Origin of the sequence: Methanosarcina hadiensis, from assembly GCF_046529725.1 — an archaeon.
In the GTDB taxonomy this organism is placed as follows: Archaea; Halobacteriota; Methanosarcinia; order Methanosarcinales; family Methanosarcinaceae; genus Methanosarcina; species Methanosarcina hadiensis.
The window spans coordinates 3,951,774-3,974,650 of the sequence record NZ_CP136241.1 but is presented as its reverse complement, the minus strand read 5'-3'; the positions used below and the strand labels follow the sequence as shown (position 1 = coordinate 3,974,650).

The window sequence follows — 22,877 nt, the reverse complement described above, 5'->3', positions numbered from 1 at the left end:
GGCTTGCAGCCTCGAGACGAATAGAGAAGATTTAAGAAAAATAAGTCCGGTAAAATTCTCGCATCTTTTTTACTATTTCGTTTCCAGCAGAAAACAGATCTCTGCATATAATGAGCTCTGTCAGCTTTTCAGAGTTTTTTCTATTAATTTACTGACAGTTTTTTAACTTCATATGAAAAAAGGAAAGAATAATAGAGAAAAGACGAATTTACCATTCTTCTGCCAACAGATGAGTAAATCAACTGGCTTGTCAACAGAAGTCATAATTACAAATAACGAGTCTAATATGATGACAAGAATCCCTGTAATAGATCCTTAGCTAGAAAGATGAAACTCCATCGGGATCTTTTATGAATTTTTCAAATATTCGAGCAAATCCCCTAAAAGTAAGTTTCTCAGGCTTTGCTACTTCTGCAAAAGGAAAAAAATAATGACCATTTGCAATAACACGTGGATTAATTAATTTAGGCTGCGGCTGCAAGCTTTTGCCCGCCTGAATAAAGATTATTCCAGTCCCTTAAAGGCAGGAATTAAATAATTAATAAAGTTCAGTTTAAACTATGGGGTAAGTTGTATTTATATAGAGGTTACGCGGTTGAACTGAAAAACAACGGTATTAAACCATCAACCGTCTAAAATGCACATTTGATCGCAATATCTCTTACTCCTGCTTTTGTACCTCAAGTGCGTAAGTACTATTATAGATAATTCAGTTGAAAAGGAATTGTTGACAAGGTTAAGGCATTAAATAAAAAATACATAGTAAAAAAATAATAATTTCTTCTAATAACTTTTTGATTTTTTAAATTTACATCAATCACTCATTATTTGAGAAAGTAAGCGTCAATTAAGTAAAAAGATAAATAATCTAGAATAGAGTTAAAATTTTACAATTTAATTATTTTGAGTCTATGTGAACAAAAAAGAAATCGATAAACCCATTAATATATCCAGTAAAGAATTAAAAATCTGTATCAATTAAAAGAGCTCGTTTCAAAACTTCTCCTGTAGCTTTTCCCAATAAATAAAGAATGTTGCTATTATCACTAATGCCCTGAATATTCTGTCCAATCTTTCATACCTTATGATAATTCTTCTGAATCCTGTTTTTATCCTTGAGAAAAACCTTTCTACTGCTAATCTTTTCGCATACGATTTTTTACTAAATCTTCTAGGTCTTCCTCTTTTTCTCCTCTTTCTGTTTCTTTTGTTTTCAGGAATAGAAGCTTTGATTCTTCTCCTGCGCAGGAACTCTCGTACCTGCGTATCATCGTAAATTGAATCTGCTACTATTTCTTCTGGTCTTGTTTCTGGTCTGTATCCAGTCCTAACCTTTATTGCTCCAATAGTCTCTTCAAATCTATAAGAGTCATATTCCGCTCCTGAACCAATAACAATGCTTAATGGAAGATCTTCTAAGGCTACAGCTACATGAATCTTTATTCCTTTTCTCTTTTTGAATCCATTATATTCGACACTTTCTCCCCTTTTTTTGCTTCTACAAAACTGCTATCTATTGCAACAATTTCAAGGGAGAGTTGTCCATTATGATAAGAATCATCTATGAGAAAATTAAGGATTTTATCCCAAACACCTTCTTCAGACCATCTTTTTAGTCGTCTCCAAGCAGTTACGTAAAATCCGTATTGTTTGGGCATATCTCGCCATTGACAACCTGTAACAAGAACATAAAGAATCCCATTAATGATCTGACGATCATTTACTCTCTTCCTCCCAACCGAAGGTTGGGGAGGAAGGTGTGATTGAATATGAGTCCATTGAGCATCAGTAAGTTCTTCGAAATATATACTAACCCCTATATAATATAAAATCAAATAATATATAATTTTGAAACAGGCTCATTAAAAAAGAAAAATAAAAAGCACCTGAGAGGTGCAAGCGTTTTTTAGATTAAAAATATACACTTAAGATCTCAGTTTTTTGTCACAAATAAGCTGGTTAGTAACTTTGTCAGTAATCTTAAGGTTAAAGACTTGTCCAGTAGGTAGATCTGTATTTGCTGTACTAACAAGATCGAAACTTAAAATATCTCCAACGGAGAATTGCCCATCAGCGTCTAAACGAGTTGCGGTTGGGTAAGCAATTATGCCAGTCGTCGAAGCCACCACACTAGAATCTAAATAAGTAGGAATCGTCCCGTCCTCAAGTGTAAAGCGGATTTGTGTGTTAGTCCAAACAAGAGTATCTCCACCCATATGTTCGATTACTAGAGTGTCTCCGTCAACAATTTTTGCATTAATGTTCGCCTGCGGTGCAGTTTTAGCAGGTCCCTGACCAAAAACGGACGAGCCGATTGCGGCAGCGAGGATGACGGTGATTGCAACCATCAGCACGACACCGATTACCGGGGACACTGCTTTGTCATTCTTAGACATTTTTTTGAGATCCATATGTTTCTCCCTCCTGAGTTAAAGACTTCAGAAAGCTATCCAATCTGAAGTTTAACATTAGAATTTACAAATTACAATTACAACTTTCTAAAACTTCACTCAAAGATATTCTCCATTCGTATATAAATTTATGCTGAACTATCTTAAGATATTTATTAATTATAGGACTTATATTTTATAACAGTTTTACTATGGATTAATGAGCAAATAGAAATAATTTGCACAGTCAGATTAATATTCAATTAATAACATTGTAGAGAGTTAAGTAAAAATTTATAGAAGGTGGCTTTTATCGTGGAGGGTAAAAAATACAGGGCACTGAGCCGGGACTGCCGGGCAGTTTCAGAGACGATAGGGCAGGTGCTTATGGTAGCCGTAGTTGTGCTGGCTTTTTCTTCAATAGCTGTTACAGTATTTTCAGATGGGGGGGCAATGAATCCTCCACATGTCCCACGTACTGATTTGCAGCAAAGCATTGCCAGGTCCGGAGAGACCGTACAAATATTCCACAGCGGAGGAGAGGCAATCGACCTTGAGGACATCAAAGTAATACTTAGCGCCGATGGGACACAGGCAGAATTCAATATGTCAGACTCCAGTGTCACATTATGTGATGCAAAAGGCAATACTTCTTCTGATGATGTCTTTATGCTCGGAGATTCCATATTAATCAACACCAGAGGCAGCGGAATTAATATCACGGATGAAAATGCCATCATAGACTTCTATTTTGTGCATACGGAATCCAACCAGGTGATTAAAAAAGGAATACTCTGAAGAAAGTTAAGGAATTGCAAAAAATTCTTTACTATTTTTAAGAAATGATTTATAAACGGGCTCGCCCCCGACTCAATTTTATCTCGATATAAATAAATTTTTAGTAGACATCAATAACAAAGCTTGACTGGAGATTCAAATACGGGATGCAGAGACAGGATATTGAGTGATGAAATCAGCTCGATAGGTTAATATACAATAATTAATAATTTAGAAAGTCAGGATATAATATTATACAGGTGGCATTTATCGTGGAGGGTAAAAAATATAGGGCGCTTGGTCAGGACTGCAAGGCAGTCTCAGAGGTTATGGGGGCGGTGCTAATGATATCTGTTGTTGTGCTGGCCTTTTCTGCAGTTGCTATTACAGTGTTTTCCGACGGGGAAGCAGTGGACCCGCCACATACTCCGCATACCAATCTGCGGGAAAACATTAACACTTCAGAAGATACCGTGGAAATTTTCCATAATGGGGGGGAAGAAATTGACTTTGAAAATATAAGGATAATACTCAGAACTGGAGGGAAGCAGGCAGAGTTCAACATGTCCGAATCTGCTGTCAAAATTTTTGATCCCAAAGGCAACCAGCTGTCCTCTGACGGCGTTTTTGAGTTAGGAAACCGCATCGTAATTGACCCCACAAGTAAAATCAATATTACAAGCGGAAATGCAGTTGATCTCTATTTCGTGCACACAGCATCCGATCAGGTGATTCAAAAAACAACACTGTGGAGAGATGTCAGAGATTTACCTTACTGGATAACTCCTCACACTTTTCCTGCTGGAACAGCATATGATAATTACACGAAGACATGGCTGGATACAGAGTTAGTCGACAAAGATGATGATGAATCCACAAACAGCTTTATACCACAAAAAGAAGTAATATGCGAAAATTTCACTTTTGGGATAAATATAGAGGAGTTGGGCATTCCAGAAAGCGCATTATTTTCCAATGTTACCCTGAAAATTATCTCTACAAGGCATGACAATAGTGCTAAAGAAATGGAGCTGAAAATTTATAATGGATCTCAATGGACCTCTTTAGGTCTCATCTCCTTCAAAGGTAAAGATGAATATGTGGTAACTCAATGCAACATAACGAAATATGTTAAAACCCCCATAGAGCTAAAAAATTTTGAAGTTGAGATATCAGCTGACGGGCACGCGTCCGACAACAGTGGCAAATATTTTATGATTGATTTTGTAGGTGTCCACGTGGAGTACTAACATATGAAGAAGGGCATCCAGATCAGGGGTTGAAGAGTATGACAGAAAAGATTTCAAAAAATTCGCAGACAAGCAAGCCCTTTTTTCTCCGTTCGGAGTCTGCATCATCGACGGTTGTAGGAGCAGTTTTGCTGCTGGCGATCATTGTTAGCGTATTTTCGGTAGTCAGGATTGGTTATATCCCGGAATGGAAAAATGATGCGGAATATTCCCATATGAATGATGTCTGGAAGGACATGGCAGACCTCAAGTCAAAAATCGATTTAATAACCATAGCCCTGGCATCAGACCCGGATCCTCAAAATAATGAAATTACTATGAGCGTACCCTTTCATATGGGAGGCGGAGATGTTCCGCTTATTGGGACAATAAAGTCAAGTGGAACTCTCTCGGTAAATAAAAACGAATGTAATATAACCATAAGTCCAGATTCCAATGGGAGCTTGATAGACCCAATCACATGCGGCTCTGTGAGCTACACATCACAAAACAGGTATTATGTGAATCAGAATTTCATATACGAAGGAGGAGCCCTGATCCTTTCCCAGGGAGAAAGATCTTCTATGATGCTTTATCCTTCGATCCGTTTCTCCAGAACACCGGCAAATGAATACAATGTTTCTATAAACCTCGTGGAGATCGATAAAAATCCTTATTCACCTGCTGATGTCATTTCGTCTAACACTGGATGCTCTCTCCGAATTTCCGGCAAAAAATATGAGCCTCTCTATGATAACAACAACATAAGTTCATTCACCTTAACGGTTAATACTAACCATCCCGATGCCTGGTACCTGTATCTCCAGGAAACAATAAAAGATGCAGGGATAACTGATTCTACAACACTTACCCAAAACGTAGATAGCGTGAGTTTAATCTTCCCCTCCGGATCAGGTGGAAAGGATCTGAACCGGCTCTATGTTAGTAAGACAATAGTAAAGGTGGAACCGGGAATAGGAATCTAAGCTGAGAATATGAACCAGGGAACGAAGGGAAACGAAATGTCTCGAAAAAGCCTATTAGAATCCGAATCAGCAGCTGCGATTGCGATTGCAGCTGTATTGCTTTTGGGGCTTGCATTTACTATAATCTCAGTGGTCAAACTAAACTACGCTCCTGAATGGAAAATTGATGCGGAAAGAGACTATAGTTATGATGCATGGAGCAATATGGAGGACGTGAAAAACAGGGTAGACTTATTCACCCGGTTCATGGATTCTAATAGCAATTATTCGGGATATGGTCTTTCAGCAACTGTTCCGTTTAGCATGGGAGGGGGAGATGTCCCGGTATTCGAGCCCTCCAAATCTAACAGTAAGCTTTCGGTGAACAGCGAAAAGTGTATAATGAATATAACTCTTGCCAATCATTCTTTTCCTCATACAATTGACTGTGGGGGTGTTACCTATTATTCAGAAAACAGGCAATACCCTGATCAGGTTTTCAGGTATGAGAACGGAGCCCTCATCATGGCTCAGGGAGAGAATTCCCAGATGAAACGAAAACCTTCCTTCGATATACAGAAAACTGACAATGAAAATTACGCAATTACCATTGATGCCATTAACCTCACAGGAGAAACTGCATCCTTATCCTCCAGTACCCTCACTGCCCTGCGCCTAACCGGAGATTCTATAAATCCTATTCTCAACAGCAGTACCGACTATCTGAACGAGAGCATAAACTCTTTTAACCTGAGCATTTGCACGCATTACACGGATGCCTGGGCTACTTACCTTAACGACACAGCAAAAGAAGCAGGACTCGTATATAACACTGATTACAAGATAATCTACCCGGGAATCGGCTGCGTATGCCTCTCTTTCCTTCCCACAGGCAATAACTACAGCATCTACATCAATAAGACCATAATCGGTGCAGAACTTGAAACCGGAAGCGGCATGGACATTGAAAAGACTAGCGGTTCTGAGCCTGACGAAGATGAGGATGAATCCATTATGAAGCTAAATCGGTGGTATACTTTTCAGGTATCTGACAACGAGACGAGTATAGTTCTTCTAGAGGATAATCAGACAGGTGTCAATATCTCCATAGACACTTCCAGCAATGACGAGGTACTTGTTGGGTATAGCCCTGAAAATGCATATTCGCATAATCTGAAGAACAACCCCTATTGTGAAATATTTAGATTCGATACATATACGAAGTTTGAATCGACGGTGTCAAAAGTGACTATCAGGATGATTTATCGTGCAGAAGAAAATCCATTAACAGGTAGGTTGGCGGTTTCAGGTAACTCCTTTGATAAATTGGAGCCTGAAAATTACAACCAACAAAATTGGTATTTATTCAATGAAACAAAAAATGTATATGTAAATCATCCCTCAGAACTCAATTTCTCTATAAATATTGATCAAACAAGTGGAAATAAACAATTTTATATTGACTATCTTGCCGTCTACTTAAGTTAACGGAAAAGAAAAAGGCATATGGATACTATACCCGCTTATACAGAAAAAGCGAGAAAACAGATCCATATGCCTGAAAAATACACAACCCCCTACCCTGCCAGAAGAATCCATTCCGACGGCAGGGCTGAAGATACCGAAGTTCTACTTGCAAAAGAATGCCCTGTTAAACTTTTTCTCAACAGTAAACCGTTTACGACTCTTTTTGCCTCCCCGCTTGAATTGAAAGAACTTGCAGTAGGCCATATGATCACGGAAGGGATTATCAGTTACGGAGAGATTGCAGGGATTGAGGTGGAAGGCAATGAAATTCATGTCCTGGCTCAAAGGAAAAAAAACTCGACTCCGGCTGAACTCTCCCAACAAGCAGGAGAAGCCGAAAAACAGATATTTGTTGAGTCAGATGCTGTTTTTGACCAGGAAGCACTTTTTGCAGGCAATGATTATCTTGAGTCCGATACATACAAACTTACCAGGGGTACCCACCTTGCTGCTCTTATAGACAGAAAAGGAAAGGTTGCAGTTCAGATCGTTGACGTGGGCAGGCACAACGCCGTAGACAAGGTTGTAGGAGCTGCTTTTCTTAAGGGGCTTGACTTATCAAAACATTATATGCTTTCCACTGGCAGGCAGCCAGCTTATATGGTCACAAAGGCAGCCCGCGCAGGAATTCCCCTTGTCGCCACAAAAGCCATGCCCTTTGATTCCGGTGTTGAGGCTGCAAAAAAAGCTAACATATGCCTTGTTGGACAACTAAGGCAGGAATCAATGCTAGTATTTGCGAATGATTGGCGGGTCAAAACGGAAACATAAAAAGTAAGAAGAGTTAAACGTAAAGAAAAATTGCAACCAAACTTATCCATAAGCTAGTCTGCTTGAGCGAGCGAAGCGAGTATTTCAAATGAGTATTCTAAACCATAAATTAGTCCTCTTGAGCGCAGCGAAAAGGACAGCGGGCTCCCGAATCGCAATTCGGGATTTATAGAGCTCCTTTTGTGCTCTTTATTTCTTTGCCTTCAATTTTTACAGCCCTTTTCATCGCATAAGCAAAAGCCTTAAAGAGAGCCTCGATTTTGTGGTGGTCATTGTCCCCATAAATGCTGGCGTGTATTGTAATCTTCGCATTTGAGGCAAGAGTTTCAAAGAAGTGTTTCACGAGCTGGGTACTGAGCTGCCCTACCTGGGGAGTAGCAAAATCGGCTTTCAGCACAAGGTAGCTGCGCCCTCCTACATCCAGAGCAACCTCAGCAAGAGCCTCATCCATTGGAATCCTGGCTTCCCCGAAACGGGCGATTCCTGCCATATCTCCCAGAGCTTCGGCAAGAGCCTTTCCAAGGACTATTCCCATATCCTCTATGAGGTGATGCTCGTCAACATAAAGGTCTCCTTCTGCACGCACTTTAAGGTCAAACTCCGCATGCCTTGCAAAAGAAGTAAGCATGTGATCAAAGAACCCGATCCCTGTACTGATATCCGCAGTGCCTTTACCATCAAGGTTAATCTCGAGCTGAATGTCAGTTTCCTTTGTCTTGCGGGAAATTTTGCTAATTCTCATATAGGATCACATTCTCTTTAAAATAATTAAACACTTTGTAAATACTTTGGGTTTTTCTGTTTATTTATCAAATAAGTAACCTTATCAGTCTTCAAGGGCAGCCTCGATTGCGTCCTCAAGAGTGAACCTGCCCATGTAAAGCGCACTGCCTACAACAACACCTGCAGCTCCGGTTTTCTTTAGACTTTTTATATCCGCCAGAGAACTTACTCCTCCGGATGCGATTACAGGAATGCTAACAGATTCTACAAGCTCTTTTGTCGGGACAGGGTTTACTCCCTGCATCAAGCCTTCGGTGTCAATATTCGTAAAAAGAAGGCTCCCAGCTCCAAGCTCTTCAAATTTCCTGCCCATTTCGACAGGAGTATGCGCACATTCTTCGGTCCAGCCTTTAATCGAGATTTTTCCGTTCTTTGCATCCAGCGCAACGTTCACACGTGAGCTTCCAAAAGTACCGGAAAGCTGTTTTACAAGCTCAGGGTTCTGGAGGGCAGCAGTTCCGAGAATCACTCTAGCAACGCCGAGTTCAAGAAGGGAAGATGCATCTTCATAGTTCCTTATGCCTCCTCCAACCTGAATACTTACACCTTTCTCCCTGCAGGCCCTGACAATCTTTTCAATAATAGGGGCATTTTTTCTTATCCCTTCGATTGCTCCGTCAAGGTCCACAAGATGAAGAGTTTTTGCCCCTTTACTTACCCAGTCAAGGGCAACTGCGAGAGGGTCATCAAGGGATACGATCTCGCTGCCAGGCACTCCCTGTACAAGCTGGACGCATTTACCTCCCCTCATATCCACCGCAGGAATTATTTCAAAAACCATAAAAAGCTACATCTCCACTATCTATCTGAAAATATCTTTCTACTTCATTATTCCGTATCTTGCTCTTCTGGACCCTTTCCTTCAGGGCATAATCCTTTCGATGGGAACGACGAGGACATCTCTAGCGCCGACTTTCTTCAGCTTGTTTACGACACTAAAGATCAGGTCTGCATCTACAACGACATGAACGGCGAGTATCGATTCTCCGGAAGTCTTGCTGGGCTCAACTTTCATTACCGTTGGTCCTGACATCCCCGGAAGAACCTCTTTTACGGCTTGAAGAGAAGCCTCAGGCACATTCATCATCAGATAACGTTTTTTCTTTGCGTTGAGCACGCTTTCGAATGCTGTCTTTATATCGAGAATTTTCTCTTTTGTCCTCAAACTCTCTTTGTTAGCGATAAGATAAACACTGGAAGAGAAAGCCGTATCAATAGGTTTCAGGTGGTTGATCATCAAAGTTGTCCCTGAGCTTGAGATATCAACAATGGCATCTGCAATCCCTACGTGAGGGGTCATTTCGCAGGCGCCGCTCACCTTTATAACGTTCACGTTAACTCCGAGTTTATTAAAGTATTGCCTGGTAATTTCAGGAAACTCGGTTGCCACTTTTTTGCCTTCAAGGTCCTGTGCTTTTTCTAAATCAGAATCCTCAGGGACAGCCAGCACAAGGTTTGCCCTGCCGAATTTAAGGTCCAGAAGAGCTTCAACATTTGCTCCTCTTTCGGTAATCAGGTCCATACCCGTAATACCGACGTCCGCAGCTCCGTCCTGTACATACTCAGGGATATCAGCAGCCCTGGCAAACAGAATATGGATATCGGGGTCTGTAGTTTTTGCAAATAGTTTTCGGCTTTCGGCTCCTCCGCTAATGGGAAGCCCAGCATCTTTAAAAATAGAGATTGTGGGTTCGTAAAGGCGCCCTTTATTGGGAATTGCAATGCGAATCATCTGCTCTGTCCTCTAATAAGTGATCTGGTAGGAAATTCTCCCTTTAAGCTCATCCGTATAAAACGTTTATCCAGAATACTCTTGTATAATATAGACTTCACGGTAAGTTTTAGCATAACCTGTTCTCACTTACCTTTAATTATAAAGAAATGCTGCTATTTCAGGAATGTGTTCCCACTTAAAGGATGTATTCCTGAGAATTTCTGGGAAGATGCTTAATGTAAAAATTATATCTGCACCTGACGATGAGATATAAAACGGATCTCTGAAAAATAATATTACCCCCAGTAATGAACACATGAGAAACATTATATAGCCGTAGTAATTTAATAGAAACAGACTATCGAGTCATATAAATAATATTATTAATGTTGTAATAACATAAGTAATTAGTTTGTAATTAATATAAGAAAGTAGATTGATTACGGCAACAGACTAAAGATTAATAAAGCGGTAATATCAACACCTAGAAATAAATATACCAATAATTTTGAAAAAAGAGGATCCAAATGGCCCGAAATATAAAAGTGGAAGAGCTCCTGCAAACCCCCATAGAAAAGCAGCAGATAGAGCTTGTAGAACGCAAAGGGATAGGGCACCCTGACAGCATATCGGACGGACTTGCCGAAGCCGTAAGCCGAGCGCTATGCAGGGAATACATAACAAAATGTGGAGCCGTACTTCACCATAACACTGATGAAACTCAGATAGTAGCCGGAAGATCCAGCCCGAAATTTGGGGGAGGAGAAGTTCTTCAACCCATATACATGCTTCTTGTAGGCAGAGCTACTAAGGAATTCGAAGGCGCTGAGCTTGCAACAGAGTCTGTAGCAATCAAAGCTGCCCGGAACTACCTGAGAAATACCATGGTGAATATTGACCTCGAAAGAGACGTGATTATAGACTGCAAACTCGGGACAGGATCTTCAGACCTCAGAGATGTCTTCAAGAGAGACAGGGTCCCGATGGCAAACGATACATCTTTCGGAGTCGGACATGCCCCGTTTTCTGAGCTTGAAAACATTGTATACAATACAGAGAGGCAGCTCCTGACTGACCTCAAGTCCCGTATGCCTGCAATAGGAGAGGACATGAAGGTTATGGGGCTGAGGGACGGAGATGACATCACCCTCACCATTTGCAGCGGCATGATTGGCAGATATATTGACGACCTGGACAGTTACATAAACATGACCCAGGAAATGAAGACCTATACGGAAGAGCTTGCAGCACGTTATACCGAAAGGAACGTAAAGGTCTTTGTTAACACAGCCGACAACCTGAAAGCGAGTTGCGTTTTCCTTACAGTTACCGGAACCTCGGCTGAAATGGGAGATGACGGTTCCGTAGGTAGAGGGAACCGCTGCAACGGGTTAATCACGCCAAACAGGCCAATGAGTATGGAGGCGACCAGTGGAAAGAACCCGATTAACCATATTGGAAAAATATACAACCTCCTCTCGACGCAGATGGCACGGGACATCGTAAAGCAGGTTCCGGACGTACAGGACGTATATATAAGGCTGCTCTCCCAGATCGGAAAGCCAATTGACCAGCCTCTTGTAGCAAGCGCTCAGATCATTCCAAAGGAAGGTACCTCCTTTGCACACGTCAAGTCAGAAGCCGAAGTCGTAATTGATGATTGGCTCGCGAATGTGACAAAGATCACAGAAATGGTTATAAGAGGAGAACTGAACACCTTCTAATAAAACCAGAGTTAAATCGTGATAATACGGAGAGGAACCTTCAGGTTCTTTTCATAACTTTTTTATTATATCTACCTTTAACCGGTCCATTAACAGTGCGCAACCCTGAAAAATCATTTTTACACCGGAATCACAGCACAAAAAAGGACCTTAACTTTTCAGGTTGCTTGCCGAATTTAAGTATTTGGTATATGAAAAATTTGTACATGTAAGGAATTTTACTCTCATCCAGCGAAAAACATAAATACCATCACCATATATGGAGATGGTGCACTGAAGCAGTGTAGCACCATGCAGCACTGGATCAGTATCATTGTCCCGCCTTAACTCAGTGGTAGAGTGCGCGGCTGTAGTTCGGCTCGTGCGGGTAACCTCCCGTACATCTCTGCGCAGGCACCGCGATGTCCCCGGTTCGAGTCTGGGAGGCGGGACCTGAAACATCCACCAGAATCGAAATAAGTCTACGGGAACATTTATATATCGGAAAGACATTTAAGGTTTGCTCGCAACGCGGGCAAAACAGCAGCTAAAAAGACCGAAGTGTCCGGATAGTGTAGAGGCCTATCATGGAGCCCTGTCGAGGCTCCGACCCGGGTTCGAATCCCGGTCCGGGCGCTTCTTTTTTTTCAATTCGTTTACTGTATAAAAATAATTATTCAGCATATCCCGATCATATTTTTATAATTCAAGAGACTTCAATTTTTTATGATTCAAGAGACTTCAATTTTTTATGATTCAAAAGACTTCAATTCATTTTTTACCTTAATTCAGTTTTTATTTTTGTTAATTCCCTGTTTCAGACCTCTTTTGAACCATGAAATCTACCAGGATCTGCAACTCTAATTTGAGATCCGAATCTATAATATTTCTATAGTATTATTTATGCATTGTATTTCTATGGTATTTATCTATGCATTCCTTTTTTGACTTCGTTTTCTGAATCTTTCAGTTTTCCAGCTCCAAAACTAAAAATACAATACAGAAATCCTGAATTCCTCATAAAAACATGTACTCATAAAAACATGTAAAAGGTAAGAATAAAAGAATGAAATTGAATCAGGAGACCATGAAATGGGAATCGAACCCTGTAATCCGGATAATTCTGAGAAAAGGGCTGATAGAATCAATGGCCTCTATGAAAAGATAGAAAATACCAGAGAAAAAATGGAAGCCGAAGTCCGTACATTTATAGAAGCTACAAAAAAGTTTTCCTTTGAGTGGATTCAGAGAGAAATGAACTCACATCAAAGAGAAATGAACTCAAATGTATCTCAGATGAAAAGTGAAGCTTGTACTGGAAATGTGGAAATCGACAGAGATAGGGTGAGCAAACTGTTGTGCCCTGAGGATCTGTCTCACCGCATACAGGATATTGTCGAAGAGCACCTTAACCGAGACGATTACTGGGTACACAGAAGCGGATTGCGGTACGCAGACATTTCCCATGACTACATAGGGTTCAAAAAAGAAAAAGCCCTCGAGGGTCTGACATCCAGCATTAGAATGATTCTTGGCTGTGCGGCAGAGATTTTTGCAGATGTAAAAGATGAAAACTCCGAAGAGAAGGTGTGGGTAAAAGAGCGAGGAAGGCGGAAATACATATGCATCCTCAGGTTTTCGGACGAAATGACAGCCTCCCTTGACCGTTATTTCTCAATGCTGGAGGAACTGTTTGCCCTTGAATACGAGATTAGTAAGATGATAGAAAAGGAAGCAGAAAAAGGGAAGGAAAAATAAACCTGAAAAATCCTGAAGAAGGAATCTGAAACAGGCAAAATAACGTTAAAAAAGGGATATTAAGGTAAAATTATTGTCAGGTACGAATTTGTATCCTGCCCAGATTTTGTTTTCATATCCAGCTTTATGCGTGTGCCTGCAAGCTGACGATAACAACTTTATCTACAGACACCAGAATTACCCTGCATGAAAGAGACAGACTTCAGCATAAAAAAATCCCTCGAAGAAGCAAAAGCAGAAGCTTACCTGATGACAGGGAATATTCATAATGCCGATATTTACTATGTAACCCGTTTCCTGGCATCTGACGACTTTACGTACCTTCAAACAGGAGCAGGAAAAGAAATTCTCTTTATTTCGGAAATGGAGCGTGGAAGAGCTGAAATAGAGTCAAGGATTTCAACTATAAAAACAAATCAGGAATTTGGCTATCGCGAGAAAATCAAAGAGAAAAAGGATGCATCCATTGCTTATGCAGCCTGCATATCCGAACTGCTTCAGGGAGAAAATGTAAAGAGAATTTCAGTTCCCTACGATTTTCCGGTCTTTTATTCAAACTATCTTACGGAAGCAGGTTTTGTTATCGTTCCCATAAAAAGTCCTTTTAGAAAAATGAGGAGCGTAAAGAGGCAGGAAGAGATTGAAGCCATAAAATACGCCCAGAATGCAGGAGAAAAGGCTATGGAGGCAGCTATTGCCCTTATAACAGGAGCAGAAGAAAAAGAAGGGATGCTCTACTTTGAGGGAAAAGTACTCACCGGATCTAAAGTGCATTCAGTTATTGACCATACCCTGCTCGATTTCGGGTGCGAAGCCGAAGAAACTATTGTCTCCTGCGGGGATGATACGGCAAATCCCCATGGTACTACTGACGGCCCTCTCAGGGCAAATGCGCCCATTATCCTGGACATCTTTCCAAGGAGCAAAAAGAGACGCTATTTTGCAGATATGACACGCACGGTACTCTGGGGAAAGGCTTCGGAAGAACTGAAAGCAATGTATGAAACCGTATTTGAAGCCCAGAAAAAAGCGTTATCCATGGTTAAGCCAGGAGCGCAGGCGGCTGAGATACATACCGCGGTCTGTGAGTTTTTTGAAGCAAAAGGCTATCACACGTACAGGAGCGGGTCAAAAGCCGGATTTACTCATTCCACAGGGCACGGGGTAGGGCTTGACATCCATGAGCTCCCCGGAGTAGGAGAAAGCAGCTTCCTCCTTGAAACAGGCAATGTGATAACTATCGAACCTGGCTTATATTACCCTGGAATCGGAGGAATCCGTCTCGAAGATATGGTGCTGGTTACTGAGAATGGATATGAGAACCTTACAAAACTGGAAAAGAAATTTGTATTAAAATCGTATTTATAAATAAAACAACAAATTATAACCGGGATCCAACCTTAAATTAACCGGGACCCAACCTAAATTCTCATAGTTACAGGAAAATAAGCATTTAAAAAGCAGAAAAGATATTAAGCCCAGAATTTAGGGGTTTATAAAAGAATAAATGGGCCTTCTGACAAAATGCAGCCATAATAAGGTTTACAGAGACGAAATAGCCAATATGCCTTTATGCGGGCTCTCAGACGGGGTTAATATGACTGATAATGTGTACAATAGAGAAGATGTTCTTGAAAAGTATAGAGAAGCAGGCAGAATTCTGAAGATTGTCAGGGCTGAAGCTGCAGATATGATAAAAATAGGAAATAGCCTGCTTGAAGTCGCTGAATTTGTAGAAAAGAAAACCATGGAACTGGGAGGGAAACCTGCTTTTCCCTGCAATATCTCGAGAAACCAGGAAGCTGCCCACGCAACCCCAAAAGCAGGAGATAAGGATGTCTTCGGAAAAGATATGGTGAAACTGGACCTTGGAGTCCATGTTGATGGGTACATAGCAGATTCTGCGATAACTGTAGACCTTTCAGGCAATCCTGATATTGTAAAAGCCTCCCAGGATGCCCTTGCAGCAGCTATAGACCTTATGAAGCCAGGAATCAGCACAGGAGAAGTGGGAGCTGCAATAGAAGAAAGTATCCGGAGATACGGCTTAAACCCGATTACAAACCTTACAGGTCATGGTCTTTCCCAATATGAAGCTCACGATAACCCTGCAGTGCCCAACAAACACGTTGAAGGCGGATTTATCCTGAAAGAAGGGGATGTGCTTGCAATCGAGCCTTTCGCAACTAACGGAAAAGGGCTTGTGCATGATGGGAACTGGTCAGAGATATACAGCATTGTAAGAAAGAAACCTGTCCGCATGCCGGTGGTTAGAAACGTTCTGAAGCAGGCAGAAGAATACAGGGAACTTCCTTTCGCAAAGCGCTGGCTCCAGTCGGACAAACTTGACTTTTCATTGCTCCAGCTGGAAAAAGCCGGAGTTCTTCACTCCTATCCCGTACTTATTGAAAGCGCAGGAGGGCTTGTGTCCCAGGCAGAACATACCGTAATAATAACTCAGGACGGATGCGAGGTAACAACTAAATAAATAATGTAAAGATATAAAGTCAGGAAAAGTAACAATTAAATAAATAAGATAAAGATATAAGGCAAGAAAAAACAGAAAAACGAATAAAAGACGGATAAAAAGGGTAAAAAAGAGTTGACATTCTTGAAACTGTATTCTCTTCTCCTGGCCAGTATTTTACTGGCAACTCTCCTCACTCCTGCTCTTCTTGCAGATCCATGCTCTGCAGCTTTTATTCCTGGCAATAACATCACAATAGAAAGAAACGGAATGACATGGGACTATGACGAAAAAACCACAGGCGATGAAGCTATCTTTTTCAGGAGCATTATAGATGGAGAAGCTGGCAACAATAACGGTTTTGTTAATGCCTGGGAAATTCTGAAAATGGAAGTCCTTTTAAGTGACAAAATGAGGAAAGCAATAGAAGAAAAACCTGATGTAAAACTTAATTCGACTCCGGAAACTGTTGGACTGGAAGATGTCGAGTTCTGGATCCCGGAAGAAGCCCTCGGAAGGACTGATAAAAACTCATCAATTACAAACCGTGCTGTTGTTACATACAGTTTTAAGGAGGAGGCAGGTCCCGAAACAGAGATATGGCTCATGGGCACTCCGGATTCAAGTGTTACAATCACTCTTCCGCCCGGCCTTGGTGCAGATGTAACTGAAGGGCTCAACAACAAAAGCCCTGGATTTGAAAATAACCGTACGGTACTGAAGGGAAATTTCAGTTCTGGCAAGAATATTACCTTATGGCTTTCGAAAAATGAAAGTTTTAAAGCCGAACTGCAGGATATGGAATCAAACAAAAATCAAATTGCAGAGAACGAGAGCATAACAGGGGAAAATAGTACCCGGAATGAAATTAATGTAGAATCAGGGATCACAGAATATTTAAGAAATGTCCTTAAGAAATTGGCCTGAGACGGACCTGAGTCCAAAAAGTTAATCTGGTTTGAGGCTAATTCAGAAAAACATGCTCATAGAACAGGTCCCACTTGAAAACGGCTGCGCCCTTGGCCTCCGGTTTGAGATGCAGAAGTATCCTCTCCTGGTTATAAGGGCAGAAAAAGGTTTCCTGATGTGCGGCTATCTCAATATCAGCGCTGCAGAAACCCTTGGGGACGCTGCTGCAAAAGTAAAAGGCGTGCAGAGTTTCGAAGATATGCTCAAAGCCACTGTTGTCGAAGTAACAAAATTTGCCAGTGAGCTTGGAGTTAAGACCGGAATGACTGGCAGGGAAGCCCTGGAGAAAATGTTCTGAAGAATGGCCACGCCCTGCTATACAGGCACTCTGTACCTCTTACAGGGGCCTGTAATATCTTACTGGCTCATTCATGCAATTTTTCGGAAAACTTTTTCCTTACATTAACCCGTCTTTGCCTGGACACAGCCCATTTATGGCTTCTGTCTCGAGCAGTACTCTTTTAGCCAATAAATTTAATTTTGAACAAATTAACGAACTTACTCAGGATTATTCATGTTATACGCTTTTGAACTATCTGGAGAACACGAAGACCTGCCAGCCGCCGAAGTCCTTGCCTGCCTCAAGATCGAGGAACTTGACTTCCGACCCAAAATCAGGATTGACCAGTGCCTGATAGTAGACATAGCAGGCAAAGAAAAGGATATTGAAAAAATTCTGACAGGCACCGTAACCGAAAGGCTGGCAATGACTCATCATGTACTGAAAGTTGTAGGGATTGCCGAAAACAGCCCTGAAGCCGTCCTGGAGCTTGCGGAAGCTTTTGAGCCTGCAGGATACATAAAAGAAGGAGAGAGCTTTGTTGTCAGGGCAAAGAGGATCAAAAAGCACGTTGATATCCCGTGCGAGTACCTGGAACAGAAGGTCGGAGGCTGCATTTTCAGGAAAGGCTTCAGGGCAAACCTGAAAAATCCTGATGTCGAATTCCGGCTTATCCTTAGCGAAAAAGCAGTGCTTGGAACCCTTATATCTTCGGTTGACAGGAGCGCATACGAAGCAAGAACTCCGCAGAACAAGCCCTTTTTCCATCCAGGCGTGCTTATGCCAAGGGTAGCCCGTGCCCTTACAAATTTATCCGGAATAAAGCCGGGAGAGCTTTTTCTTGACCCTTTTTGCGGCACTGCCGGAATACTTGTAGAAGCCGGCCTTGTTGGTGCAAGGGTTATAGGGATCGATGCCCAGGAAAAGCTTGTCCTTGGGGCTCATATGAACCTTGAAGCCTATAAACTGGATTATCTTTTGATGGAAGGGGATGCCTGCAGGATTCCTCTAAAGGATTGTACTATCGATGCAGTTGTCACGGATCCACCTTACGGGAGGTCGGCAGCAATACTTGCAGAGTCTCCGGAAAAACTTTATTCAGGCGCGTTTTCGGAGATCCAGCGGGTCCTGAAGCCCGGGGGAATTGCAGTGGTTGTCTCGGATAAGGCATCAGTTGAATATGGAGAAAAAGCGGGACTGAGAGTTCTCGAAATCTATGTTCAGAGGGTGCACAGGAGCCTTACACGGATAATAACTATTTTCCAGAAGGAATGAGGAGTAGAGATGTTCGGAGAATTAAGGGATGAAAAGATCGTTTGAATATCATGAACTAAAGTCTAGATTTTGATTTTAGATACTTTCAGAGCCCACAAAAATATAAAAAACAAGCTTTTTAGGGTGTATTGTATATCACCCTAAGCCTGTCACTGGAAACAGAGCGAAAGTCTTCTTTCTATCATTAAGGAGCTGTTCGTTTAACATACAATCTTTAATTTAATGATTCAACTGTTATTTCATATGGTTGTGCAGTATTTATCGTTAAATAATAATCTCCAGATCCTCTTATGATGGAATAGTCTGAATTCTCACCAATAACATTTGCAGCTACATTTTTTAAAGATCCATCCGAATTATAGACATAAATTTGGAAATTCATATCTCCATATTGACCGGGATAAGTTTTCCAAGATATCTTCCATTCTTTTGACGGAATATGGAAAGTTTCTGTATTTTTAGTTGAACTTCCTGACCAGCTGGTAATAACATCAGAAGCGGTTATACTATCCACCGATGCAGGTAGATTATCTAAGGCATCATCTTCTAATGTATTTTGAGGGCTTGTGATACCAAAGCCCACAAATAGGCAAACTACGAGTGCAAATCTTAATGCTCCAGAAATTGTAAAATTAAATTTTTGTTCTATTGTCTGTGAAATCGGCGGGATTAAGATCAAAACACTTAAAAATAAAAATATAGATCCAAGGTAATTTCGTTCAACCAGTGAACCAAAGTAAGCCATAAAAAACAAAATTCCAAATACCCAACGAGCTGCTACAGTTAATGTAAGTCTTCTAGGCGTTTTTTCCTCCAGATCTTCCATCTATTCACCTTCTACTCATTTCCAAAGATGTCAATGAATAGAAAGGTAAGGATATTTTAATATTTCTAAAAATTTCTAATTTGTGTGAAACTTTTTTTAGTTACTATTAGTTTTTACATGGAAAGTTATCTTTTAAATAAAGGAGGAAAAAAAGCAGGAAAGCTCCAAGTATTGGAACCATCAGTTCTTCGGGTATGCATGGCTTAAAGTCAACGGATATGACAAAATTAAAAAAATAAGTTGGATTACTAGTAAAGTTTACTCATGGTTGATTAATTCCTCGAGCACTTCAGCCATGACCCTGTGCCTGAGGATGCGTTTGGAGTTCTGGTCACTTGCCCTTCTGAGTGAGTAGTCATCTTCAATCCAGTTTATTTTCTCTTCGTAGTTTACACCCATAAGGGTTAGTCCATAGGCAGGAGCAAGCTCGATTCCTTCCTCATAAATATCCGGGCTTAGCATCTGGACCATCCAGTCGTTGTCGCGTACTCCTTTCCCGATCATTGCAAGGGCGGTTACTATTTTCCTTACCATATTCCAGAGGAAACTATTGCCAACAACGTCGATTTTCGTAATATTCCCATCCACACGGATACTGACCCTTTCCAGGGTACGGACCGTACTTTTTTCTCCGTTTGATCTGGAAAAGTTTTCAAAATCATGGGTTCCGAGTAACAGTTTTGAAGCTTCCCTCATCTTTGAGATATCGTATCCTTCGCCGCTCATTATGTACCGGTAATGCCTGGAAACAGCGTGTCTCCTGGCATCAAAATCGTAGGGAACTTCCGCATGAGCCCATGCCCATATGGTGGGAGGAAGCTCGGAGTTAATGATTCTGGGGATTGCCAGGTTAGGCCTATCAGTATCAAAGGCGACAACCTGCCCGAGGGCGTGAACTCCTGCATCAGTCCTGCCCGCGCAGATGTAGTTGGCAGATTTGGGGCTTTCTATAATCCTGAGATTCCGAAGAGCTTTGAAGAGTTCCTTCTCCACGGTTTCAACACTCGGCTGAATCTGGGACCCGTGATACTCTGTGCCTATGTATGCAAGTTTTAAAGCTACTCTCATACAATCCCTGATTACTTAGTTTTTTTCTTATAATAGACTTCTCTTACTACTATCAAAAATATTATAAAAATGCATCCGAAAAGGAACCAGATCCCAGGATGGAGGGAAAGTGTATCGTAAATCCCATGTATCCCACCAAGATGCGTGAAGCTCTCTGTAGGGACCGGAGGAAGCCCATGGCCTGTTTCCAGCTCTTCAGGAACAGGAACTTCAGCACTATCCGCTTCCAGGGCAGTAGCTTCCTGAGGCAGGCTTTCTGATCCTGCGCCATCTATTGCCTGGTCTTCAGCAAAGTTCTCAGGGCTCTCAGCATCCATCTCCTCTTCCATGACCGGCTGTTCAATAGCAGATCCCGGAATTTCTGCTGCTTTGGGGCTCAGGTTTTCATCCTGAACACTTTCCATAATTGTTGCTTCCGGATAAGTTTCATTTGCCGGGCCAATAACTCCCGCTCGTAAAGGAGCAGTAGCATCAATTAATTTTTTTGCCCGCAGATAGGCTGAAAGGTACTCTATTCCTGCGGCTGCGAATACGGCTGCACCTATTACTCCGATATATTTCTGTAACAGGCTTATTATGGAGAGTTTGTCTACCGAACTTCTGGAAGGCACAAGTACGATAAGTTTTTCCACGGATTCGTAGATCTTAACCTGGCGTCCTTTCTGGCTCCACTTGATCTGTTTGACCTTAATCAGGTCTGATTCAACCAGAGAATCAAGATTATATTTGACCGTTGTCAAAGGAAGCTTCAGCTCTTCTGCAATATTCGTTGCAGACATGCTCTTCTTCCCGAGGAGTTCAAGAATTTTCAATGAGGTCTCGTTGGAGAGAATCTGGGTAATTTTTCTTGAATCCCCATTTACAGGGAGAACAAGCACCCTGTTATCCTGCTCCTCGAACCCAGGGTTTCTGGGAGGTTCGCCGGTTTCAGGCAAACTGTCTCGATCTTCAAGCCCGTTCATGCTTATGACATGTGTTAAAAACCTTTTATAAGTACTTTTTCATTATACTCTATGTTATACTTTACAACGAGCTCAATATATGCGTTTATTTTCTGCGGGTTATTATAGATCCATTACTATATTTATATATAGAATCCTGCCCTTAAGCTTAAATATAGCATCGTATATTCTAATCTAAATTTTCCGCTGGTAGCAATCATGATCACAAAACAGCAGATTCTTGAATTTCTGAAAAATTACGATTTAGATAACATTACTATTGCAACAGTCTGTTCTCACTCAAGCCTCCAGATCTTTGACGGAGCGCGAAAGGAAGGTTTCAGAACTCTTGGGATCTGCGTTGGCAAGCCGCCCAAGTTCTATGAGGCATTTCCCAAAGCAAAACCTGATGAGTACCTTATTGTCGACAGCTATGCGGACATAATGAATAAGACTGAAGAACTCAGGAAGAAAAACGTAATTATTATTCCACACGGTTCGTTTGTTGCGTATCTGGGTACAGATAATTTCGCAGAGATGGCTGTGCCCACATTCGGGAACCGGGCTGTACTTGAGTGGGAGTCAGACAGGAGCAAGGAAAGGGAGTGGCTCCTTGGAGCAGGAATCCACATGCCCGGAAAAATAGACGACCCTCACGATATCAACGGGCCTGTAATGGTCAAGTACGATGGGGCAAAAGGAGGAAAAGGCTTCTTCGTTGCGAAAACCTACGAAGAATTCGATGAGCTTGTAGACCGCACCCAGAAGTATACAATCCAGGAGTTCATTACCGGCACCCGTTACTACCTGCACTATTTCTACTCCCCGATACGGAATGAAGGATACACTCTGAGTGAAGGCAGCCTCGAGCTTCTCAGTATGGACCGCAGGGTAGAATCCAACGCAGACGAAATCTTCAGGCTCGGTTCTCCCAGAGAACTCATCGAAGCAGGTATCCGCCCTACATACGTGGTTACCGGGAACGTGCCTCTCGTTGCAAGAGAATCTCTCCTGCCTCTGATATTCTCTCTTGGAGAAAGGGTAGTTGAAGAGTCCCTCGGCCTTTTTGGCGGGATGATAGGGGCTTTCTGCCTTGAAACCGTCTTTACTGACGAGCTGGAAATTAAGGTATTCGAGATTTCTGCCCGGATTGTCGCAGGAACAAACCTTTACATTTCAGGTTCTCCCTATGCCGATCTTATTCAGGAAGACCTCTCAACGGGAAGGAGAATAGCTCAGGAAATTAAAGAAGCAGCCAGGAAAAATCAACTGGAAAAAATAATATCCTGAAACTACTGGATATTCTGAAATTACTGGATATTCTGAAGCTTCTAAACATTCTGCTAAATATTCCGAAACTGCTGAAAACCCCTCAGCAGTTTTTAGGGAATTAAATTTTTATAAACTTTCTGAGTTTTGAACTTTATTTTGGGG

At 41.6% G+C, this 22,877-nt stretch carries 22 protein-coding genes and 2 tRNA genes; 15 read left to right on the top strand and 9 right to left on the bottom strand.

The window, feature by feature from the left end:
* Positions 1-993: 993 nt before the first annotated feature.
* The 3 genes from RSJ42_RS17085 to RSJ42_RS17075 all read right to left on the bottom strand — a co-directional run bounded on the left by RSJ42_RS17085 (position 994) and on the right by RSJ42_RS17075 (position 2,411).
* Positions 994-1,437 (bottom strand): transposase, encoded by a 444-nt coding sequence (locus RSJ42_RS17085; RefSeq protein ID WP_410510408.1) that lies wholly within the window; start codon positions 1,435-1,437, stop codon positions 994-996.
* 2 nt (positions 1,438-1,439) lie between these two features.
* Positions 1,440-1,835: an IS5 family transposase gene (locus RSJ42_RS17080; RefSeq protein ID WP_410508430.1), complete on the bottom strand. Its 396-nt coding sequence runs from the start codon at positions 1,833-1,835 to the stop codon at positions 1,440-1,442.
* 90 nt (positions 1,836-1,925) lie between these two features.
* Positions 1,926-2,411 (bottom strand): type IV pilin, encoded by a 486-nt coding sequence (locus RSJ42_RS17075; protein WP_410508429.1) that lies wholly within the window; start codon positions 2,409-2,411, stop codon positions 1,926-1,928.
* Positions 2,412-2,705: 294 nt separating this feature from the next.
* On the opposite strand from RSJ42_RS17075, the gene RSJ42_RS17070 reads away from it, so the two are divergent.
* The 5 genes from RSJ42_RS17070 to fdhD all read left to right on the top strand — a co-directional run bounded on the left by RSJ42_RS17070 (position 2,706) and on the right by fdhD (position 7,659).
* A complete protein-coding gene (locus RSJ42_RS17070) occupies positions 2,706-3,188 on the top strand; it encodes a type IV pilin N-terminal domain-containing protein (protein ID WP_410508428.1) in 483 nt (160 codons plus the stop codon).
* Positions 3,189-3,439: 251 nt separating this feature from the next.
* Positions 3,440-4,417, top strand: coding sequence for a type IV pilin N-terminal domain-containing protein (locus RSJ42_RS17065; protein WP_410508427.1), 978 nt, complete (start codon positions 3,440-3,442; stop codon positions 4,415-4,417).
* A gap of 38 nt (positions 4,418-4,455) precedes the next feature.
* Positions 4,456-5,382: a hypothetical protein gene (locus RSJ42_RS17060; RefSeq protein WP_410508426.1), complete on the top strand. Its 927-nt coding sequence runs from the start codon at positions 4,456-4,458 to the stop codon at positions 5,380-5,382.
* A 36-nt stretch (positions 5,383-5,418) separates the two neighbouring features.
* A complete protein-coding gene (locus RSJ42_RS17055) occupies positions 5,419-6,849 on the top strand; it encodes a hypothetical protein (RefSeq protein WP_410508425.1) in 1,431 nt (476 codons plus the stop codon).
* Between the two features lie 18 nt (positions 6,850-6,867).
* Positions 6,868-7,659 carry a formate dehydrogenase accessory sulfurtransferase FdhD gene (gene fdhD, locus RSJ42_RS17050; protein WP_410508424.1) on the top strand — a complete coding sequence of 264 codons (792 nt, stop codon included), beginning with the start codon at positions 6,868-6,870 and terminating at the stop codon, positions 7,657-7,659.
* A gap of 166 nt (positions 7,660-7,825) precedes the next feature.
* Here the strand turns inward: fdhD and hisB are convergent, their stop codons facing one another.
* From hisB to hisG, 3 genes are all read right to left on the bottom strand, one after another.
* Entirely contained in the window at positions 7,826-8,401 is a 576-nt protein-coding gene (gene hisB / locus RSJ42_RS17045; protein WP_410508423.1) for an imidazoleglycerol-phosphate dehydratase HisB, read from the bottom strand.
* Between the two features lie 84 nt (positions 8,402-8,485).
* Positions 8,486-9,223 carry a 1-(5-phosphoribosyl)-5-[(5-phosphoribosylamino)methylideneamino]imidazole-4-carboxamide isomerase gene (gene hisA / locus RSJ42_RS17040; protein WP_410508422.1) on the bottom strand — a complete coding sequence of 246 codons (738 nt, stop codon included), beginning with the start codon at positions 9,221-9,223 and terminating at the stop codon, positions 8,486-8,488.
* Between the two features lie 81 nt (positions 9,224-9,304).
* Positions 9,305-10,174 carry an ATP phosphoribosyltransferase gene (gene hisG / locus RSJ42_RS17035; protein ID WP_410508421.1) on the bottom strand — a complete coding sequence of 290 codons (870 nt, stop codon included), beginning with the start codon at positions 10,172-10,174 and terminating at the stop codon, positions 9,305-9,307.
* Positions 10,175-10,683: 509 nt separating this feature from the next.
* Here hisG and RSJ42_RS17030 point away from each other — a divergent pair.
* From RSJ42_RS17030 to RSJ42_RS16990, 9 genes are all read left to right on the top strand, one after another.
* On the top strand, positions 10,684-11,880 hold the full coding sequence (locus tag RSJ42_RS17030) for a methionine adenosyltransferase (protein ID WP_410508420.1): 1,197 nt from the start codon (positions 10,684-10,686) through the stop codon (positions 11,878-11,880).
* Between the two features lie 317 nt (positions 11,881-12,197).
* Positions 12,198-12,311, top strand: a tRNA-Tyr gene (locus RSJ42_RS17025).
* Between the two features lie 111 nt (positions 12,312-12,422).
* A tRNA-Asp gene (locus RSJ42_RS17020) sits at positions 12,423-12,495 on the top strand.
* A gap of 456 nt (positions 12,496-12,951) precedes the next feature.
* On the top strand, positions 12,952-13,617 hold the full coding sequence (locus RSJ42_RS17015; RefSeq protein ID WP_410508419.1) for a hypothetical protein: 666 nt from the start codon (positions 12,952-12,954) through the stop codon (positions 13,615-13,617).
* A 186-nt stretch (positions 13,618-13,803) separates the two neighbouring features.
* Positions 13,804-14,985: a M24 family metallopeptidase gene (locus RSJ42_RS17010; RefSeq protein WP_410508418.1), complete on the top strand. Its 1,182-nt coding sequence runs from the start codon at positions 13,804-13,806 to the stop codon at positions 14,983-14,985.
* A gap of 229 nt (positions 14,986-15,214) precedes the next feature.
* Positions 15,215-16,105 (top strand): type II methionyl aminopeptidase, encoded by an 891-nt coding sequence (gene map, locus RSJ42_RS17005; RefSeq protein ID WP_410510407.1) that lies wholly within the window; start codon positions 15,215-15,217, stop codon positions 16,103-16,105.
* Positions 16,106-16,228: 123 nt separating this feature from the next.
* Positions 16,229-17,011, top strand: coding sequence for a hypothetical protein (locus RSJ42_RS17000; protein WP_410508417.1), 783 nt, complete (start codon positions 16,229-16,231; stop codon positions 17,009-17,011).
* A gap of 52 nt (positions 17,012-17,063) precedes the next feature.
* On the top strand, positions 17,064-17,351 hold the full coding sequence (locus RSJ42_RS16995; protein ID WP_410508416.1) for a YunC family protein: 288 nt from the start codon (positions 17,064-17,066) through the stop codon (positions 17,349-17,351).
* Positions 17,352-17,567: 216 nt separating this feature from the next.
* Positions 17,568-18,608 (top strand): methyltransferase domain-containing protein, encoded by a 1,041-nt coding sequence (locus RSJ42_RS16990; protein WP_410508415.1) that lies wholly within the window; start codon positions 17,568-17,570, stop codon positions 18,606-18,608.
* Between the two features lie 214 nt (positions 18,609-18,822).
* Here RSJ42_RS16990 and RSJ42_RS16985 read toward each other — a convergent pair whose 3' ends face one another.
* From RSJ42_RS16985 to RSJ42_RS16975, 3 genes are all read right to left on the bottom strand, one after another.
* Entirely contained in the window at positions 18,823-19,434 is a 612-nt protein-coding gene (locus RSJ42_RS16985; RefSeq protein ID WP_410508414.1) for a hypothetical protein, read from the bottom strand.
* 258 nt (positions 19,435-19,692) lie between these two features.
* A complete protein-coding gene (gene truA / locus RSJ42_RS16980) occupies positions 19,693-20,502 on the bottom strand; it encodes a tRNA pseudouridine(38-40) synthase TruA (RefSeq protein WP_410508413.1) in 810 nt (269 codons plus the stop codon).
* A gap of 11 nt (positions 20,503-20,513) precedes the next feature.
* Positions 20,514-21,464 (bottom strand): ArsR/SmtB family transcription factor, encoded by a 951-nt coding sequence (locus RSJ42_RS16975; RefSeq protein WP_410508412.1) that lies wholly within the window; start codon positions 21,462-21,464, stop codon positions 20,514-20,516.
* A 198-nt stretch (positions 21,465-21,662) separates the two neighbouring features.
* Between RSJ42_RS16975 and RSJ42_RS16970 the strand changes: the two genes are divergently transcribed.
* Complete coding sequence (locus tag RSJ42_RS16970) at positions 21,663-22,733, top strand: formate--phosphoribosylaminoimidazolecarboxamide ligase (RefSeq protein ID WP_410508411.1); 1,071 nt, start codon at positions 21,663-21,665, stop codon at positions 22,731-22,733.
* Positions 22,734-22,877 lie beyond the last annotated feature (144 nt).

What these genes read in the sequence shown, in the direction of transcription:
- map (WP_410510407.1), top strand. Translation starts at nt 15,215, where the DNA reads ATGACTGATAATGTGTACAATAGAGAAGATGTTCTTGAAAAGTATAGA.
- RSJ42_RS17015 (WP_410508419.1), top strand. Translation starts at nt 12,952, where the DNA reads ATGGGAATCGAACCCTGTAATCCGGATAATTCTGAGAAAAGGGCTGAT.
- RSJ42_RS16975 (WP_410508412.1), bottom strand. Translation starts at nt 21,464, where the DNA reads ATGAACGGGCTTGAAGATCGAGACAGTTTGCCTGAAACCGGCGAACCT.
- RSJ42_RS16995 (WP_410508416.1), top strand. Translation starts at nt 17,064, where the DNA reads ATGCTCATAGAACAGGTCCCACTTGAAAACGGCTGCGCCCTTGGCCTC.
- RSJ42_RS16970 (WP_410508411.1), top strand. Translation starts at nt 21,663, where the DNA reads ATGATCACAAAACAGCAGATTCTTGAATTTCTGAAAAATTACGATTTA.
- hisA (WP_410508422.1), bottom strand. Translation starts at nt 9,223, where the DNA reads ATGGTTTTTGAAATAATTCCTGCGGTGGATATGAGGGGAGGTAAATGC.
- RSJ42_RS17010 (WP_410508418.1), top strand. Translation starts at nt 13,804, where the DNA reads ATGAAAGAGACAGACTTCAGCATAAAAAAATCCCTCGAAGAAGCAAAA.
- RSJ42_RS16990 (WP_410508415.1), top strand. Translation starts at nt 17,568, where the DNA reads ATGTTATACGCTTTTGAACTATCTGGAGAACACGAAGACCTGCCAGCC.
- RSJ42_RS17075 (WP_410508429.1), bottom strand. Translation starts at nt 2,411, where the DNA reads ATGGATCTCAAAAAAATGTCTAAGAATGACAAAGCAGTGTCCCCGGTA.
- RSJ42_RS17060 (WP_410508426.1), top strand. Translation starts at nt 4,456, where the DNA reads ATGACAGAAAAGATTTCAAAAAATTCGCAGACAAGCAAGCCCTTTTTT.
- RSJ42_RS17055 (WP_410508425.1), top strand. Translation starts at nt 5,419, where the DNA reads ATGTCTCGAAAAAGCCTATTAGAATCCGAATCAGCAGCTGCGATTGCG.
- RSJ42_RS16985 (WP_410508414.1), bottom strand. Translation starts at nt 19,434, where the DNA reads ATGGAAGATCTGGAGGAAAAAACGCCTAGAAGACTTACATTAACTGTA.
- fdhD (WP_410508424.1), top strand. Translation starts at nt 6,868, where the DNA reads ATGGATACTATACCCGCTTATACAGAAAAAGCGAGAAAACAGATCCAT.
- RSJ42_RS17030 (WP_410508420.1), top strand. Translation starts at nt 10,684, where the DNA reads ATGGCCCGAAATATAAAAGTGGAAGAGCTCCTGCAAACCCCCATAGAA.
- truA (WP_410508413.1), bottom strand. Translation starts at nt 20,502, where the DNA reads ATGAGAGTAGCTTTAAAACTTGCATACATAGGCACAGAGTATCACGGG.
- hisG (WP_410508421.1), bottom strand. Translation starts at nt 10,174, where the DNA reads ATGATTCGCATTGCAATTCCCAATAAAGGGCGCCTTTACGAACCCACA.
- hisB (WP_410508423.1), bottom strand. Translation starts at nt 8,401, where the DNA reads ATGAGAATTAGCAAAATTTCCCGCAAGACAAAGGAAACTGACATTCAG.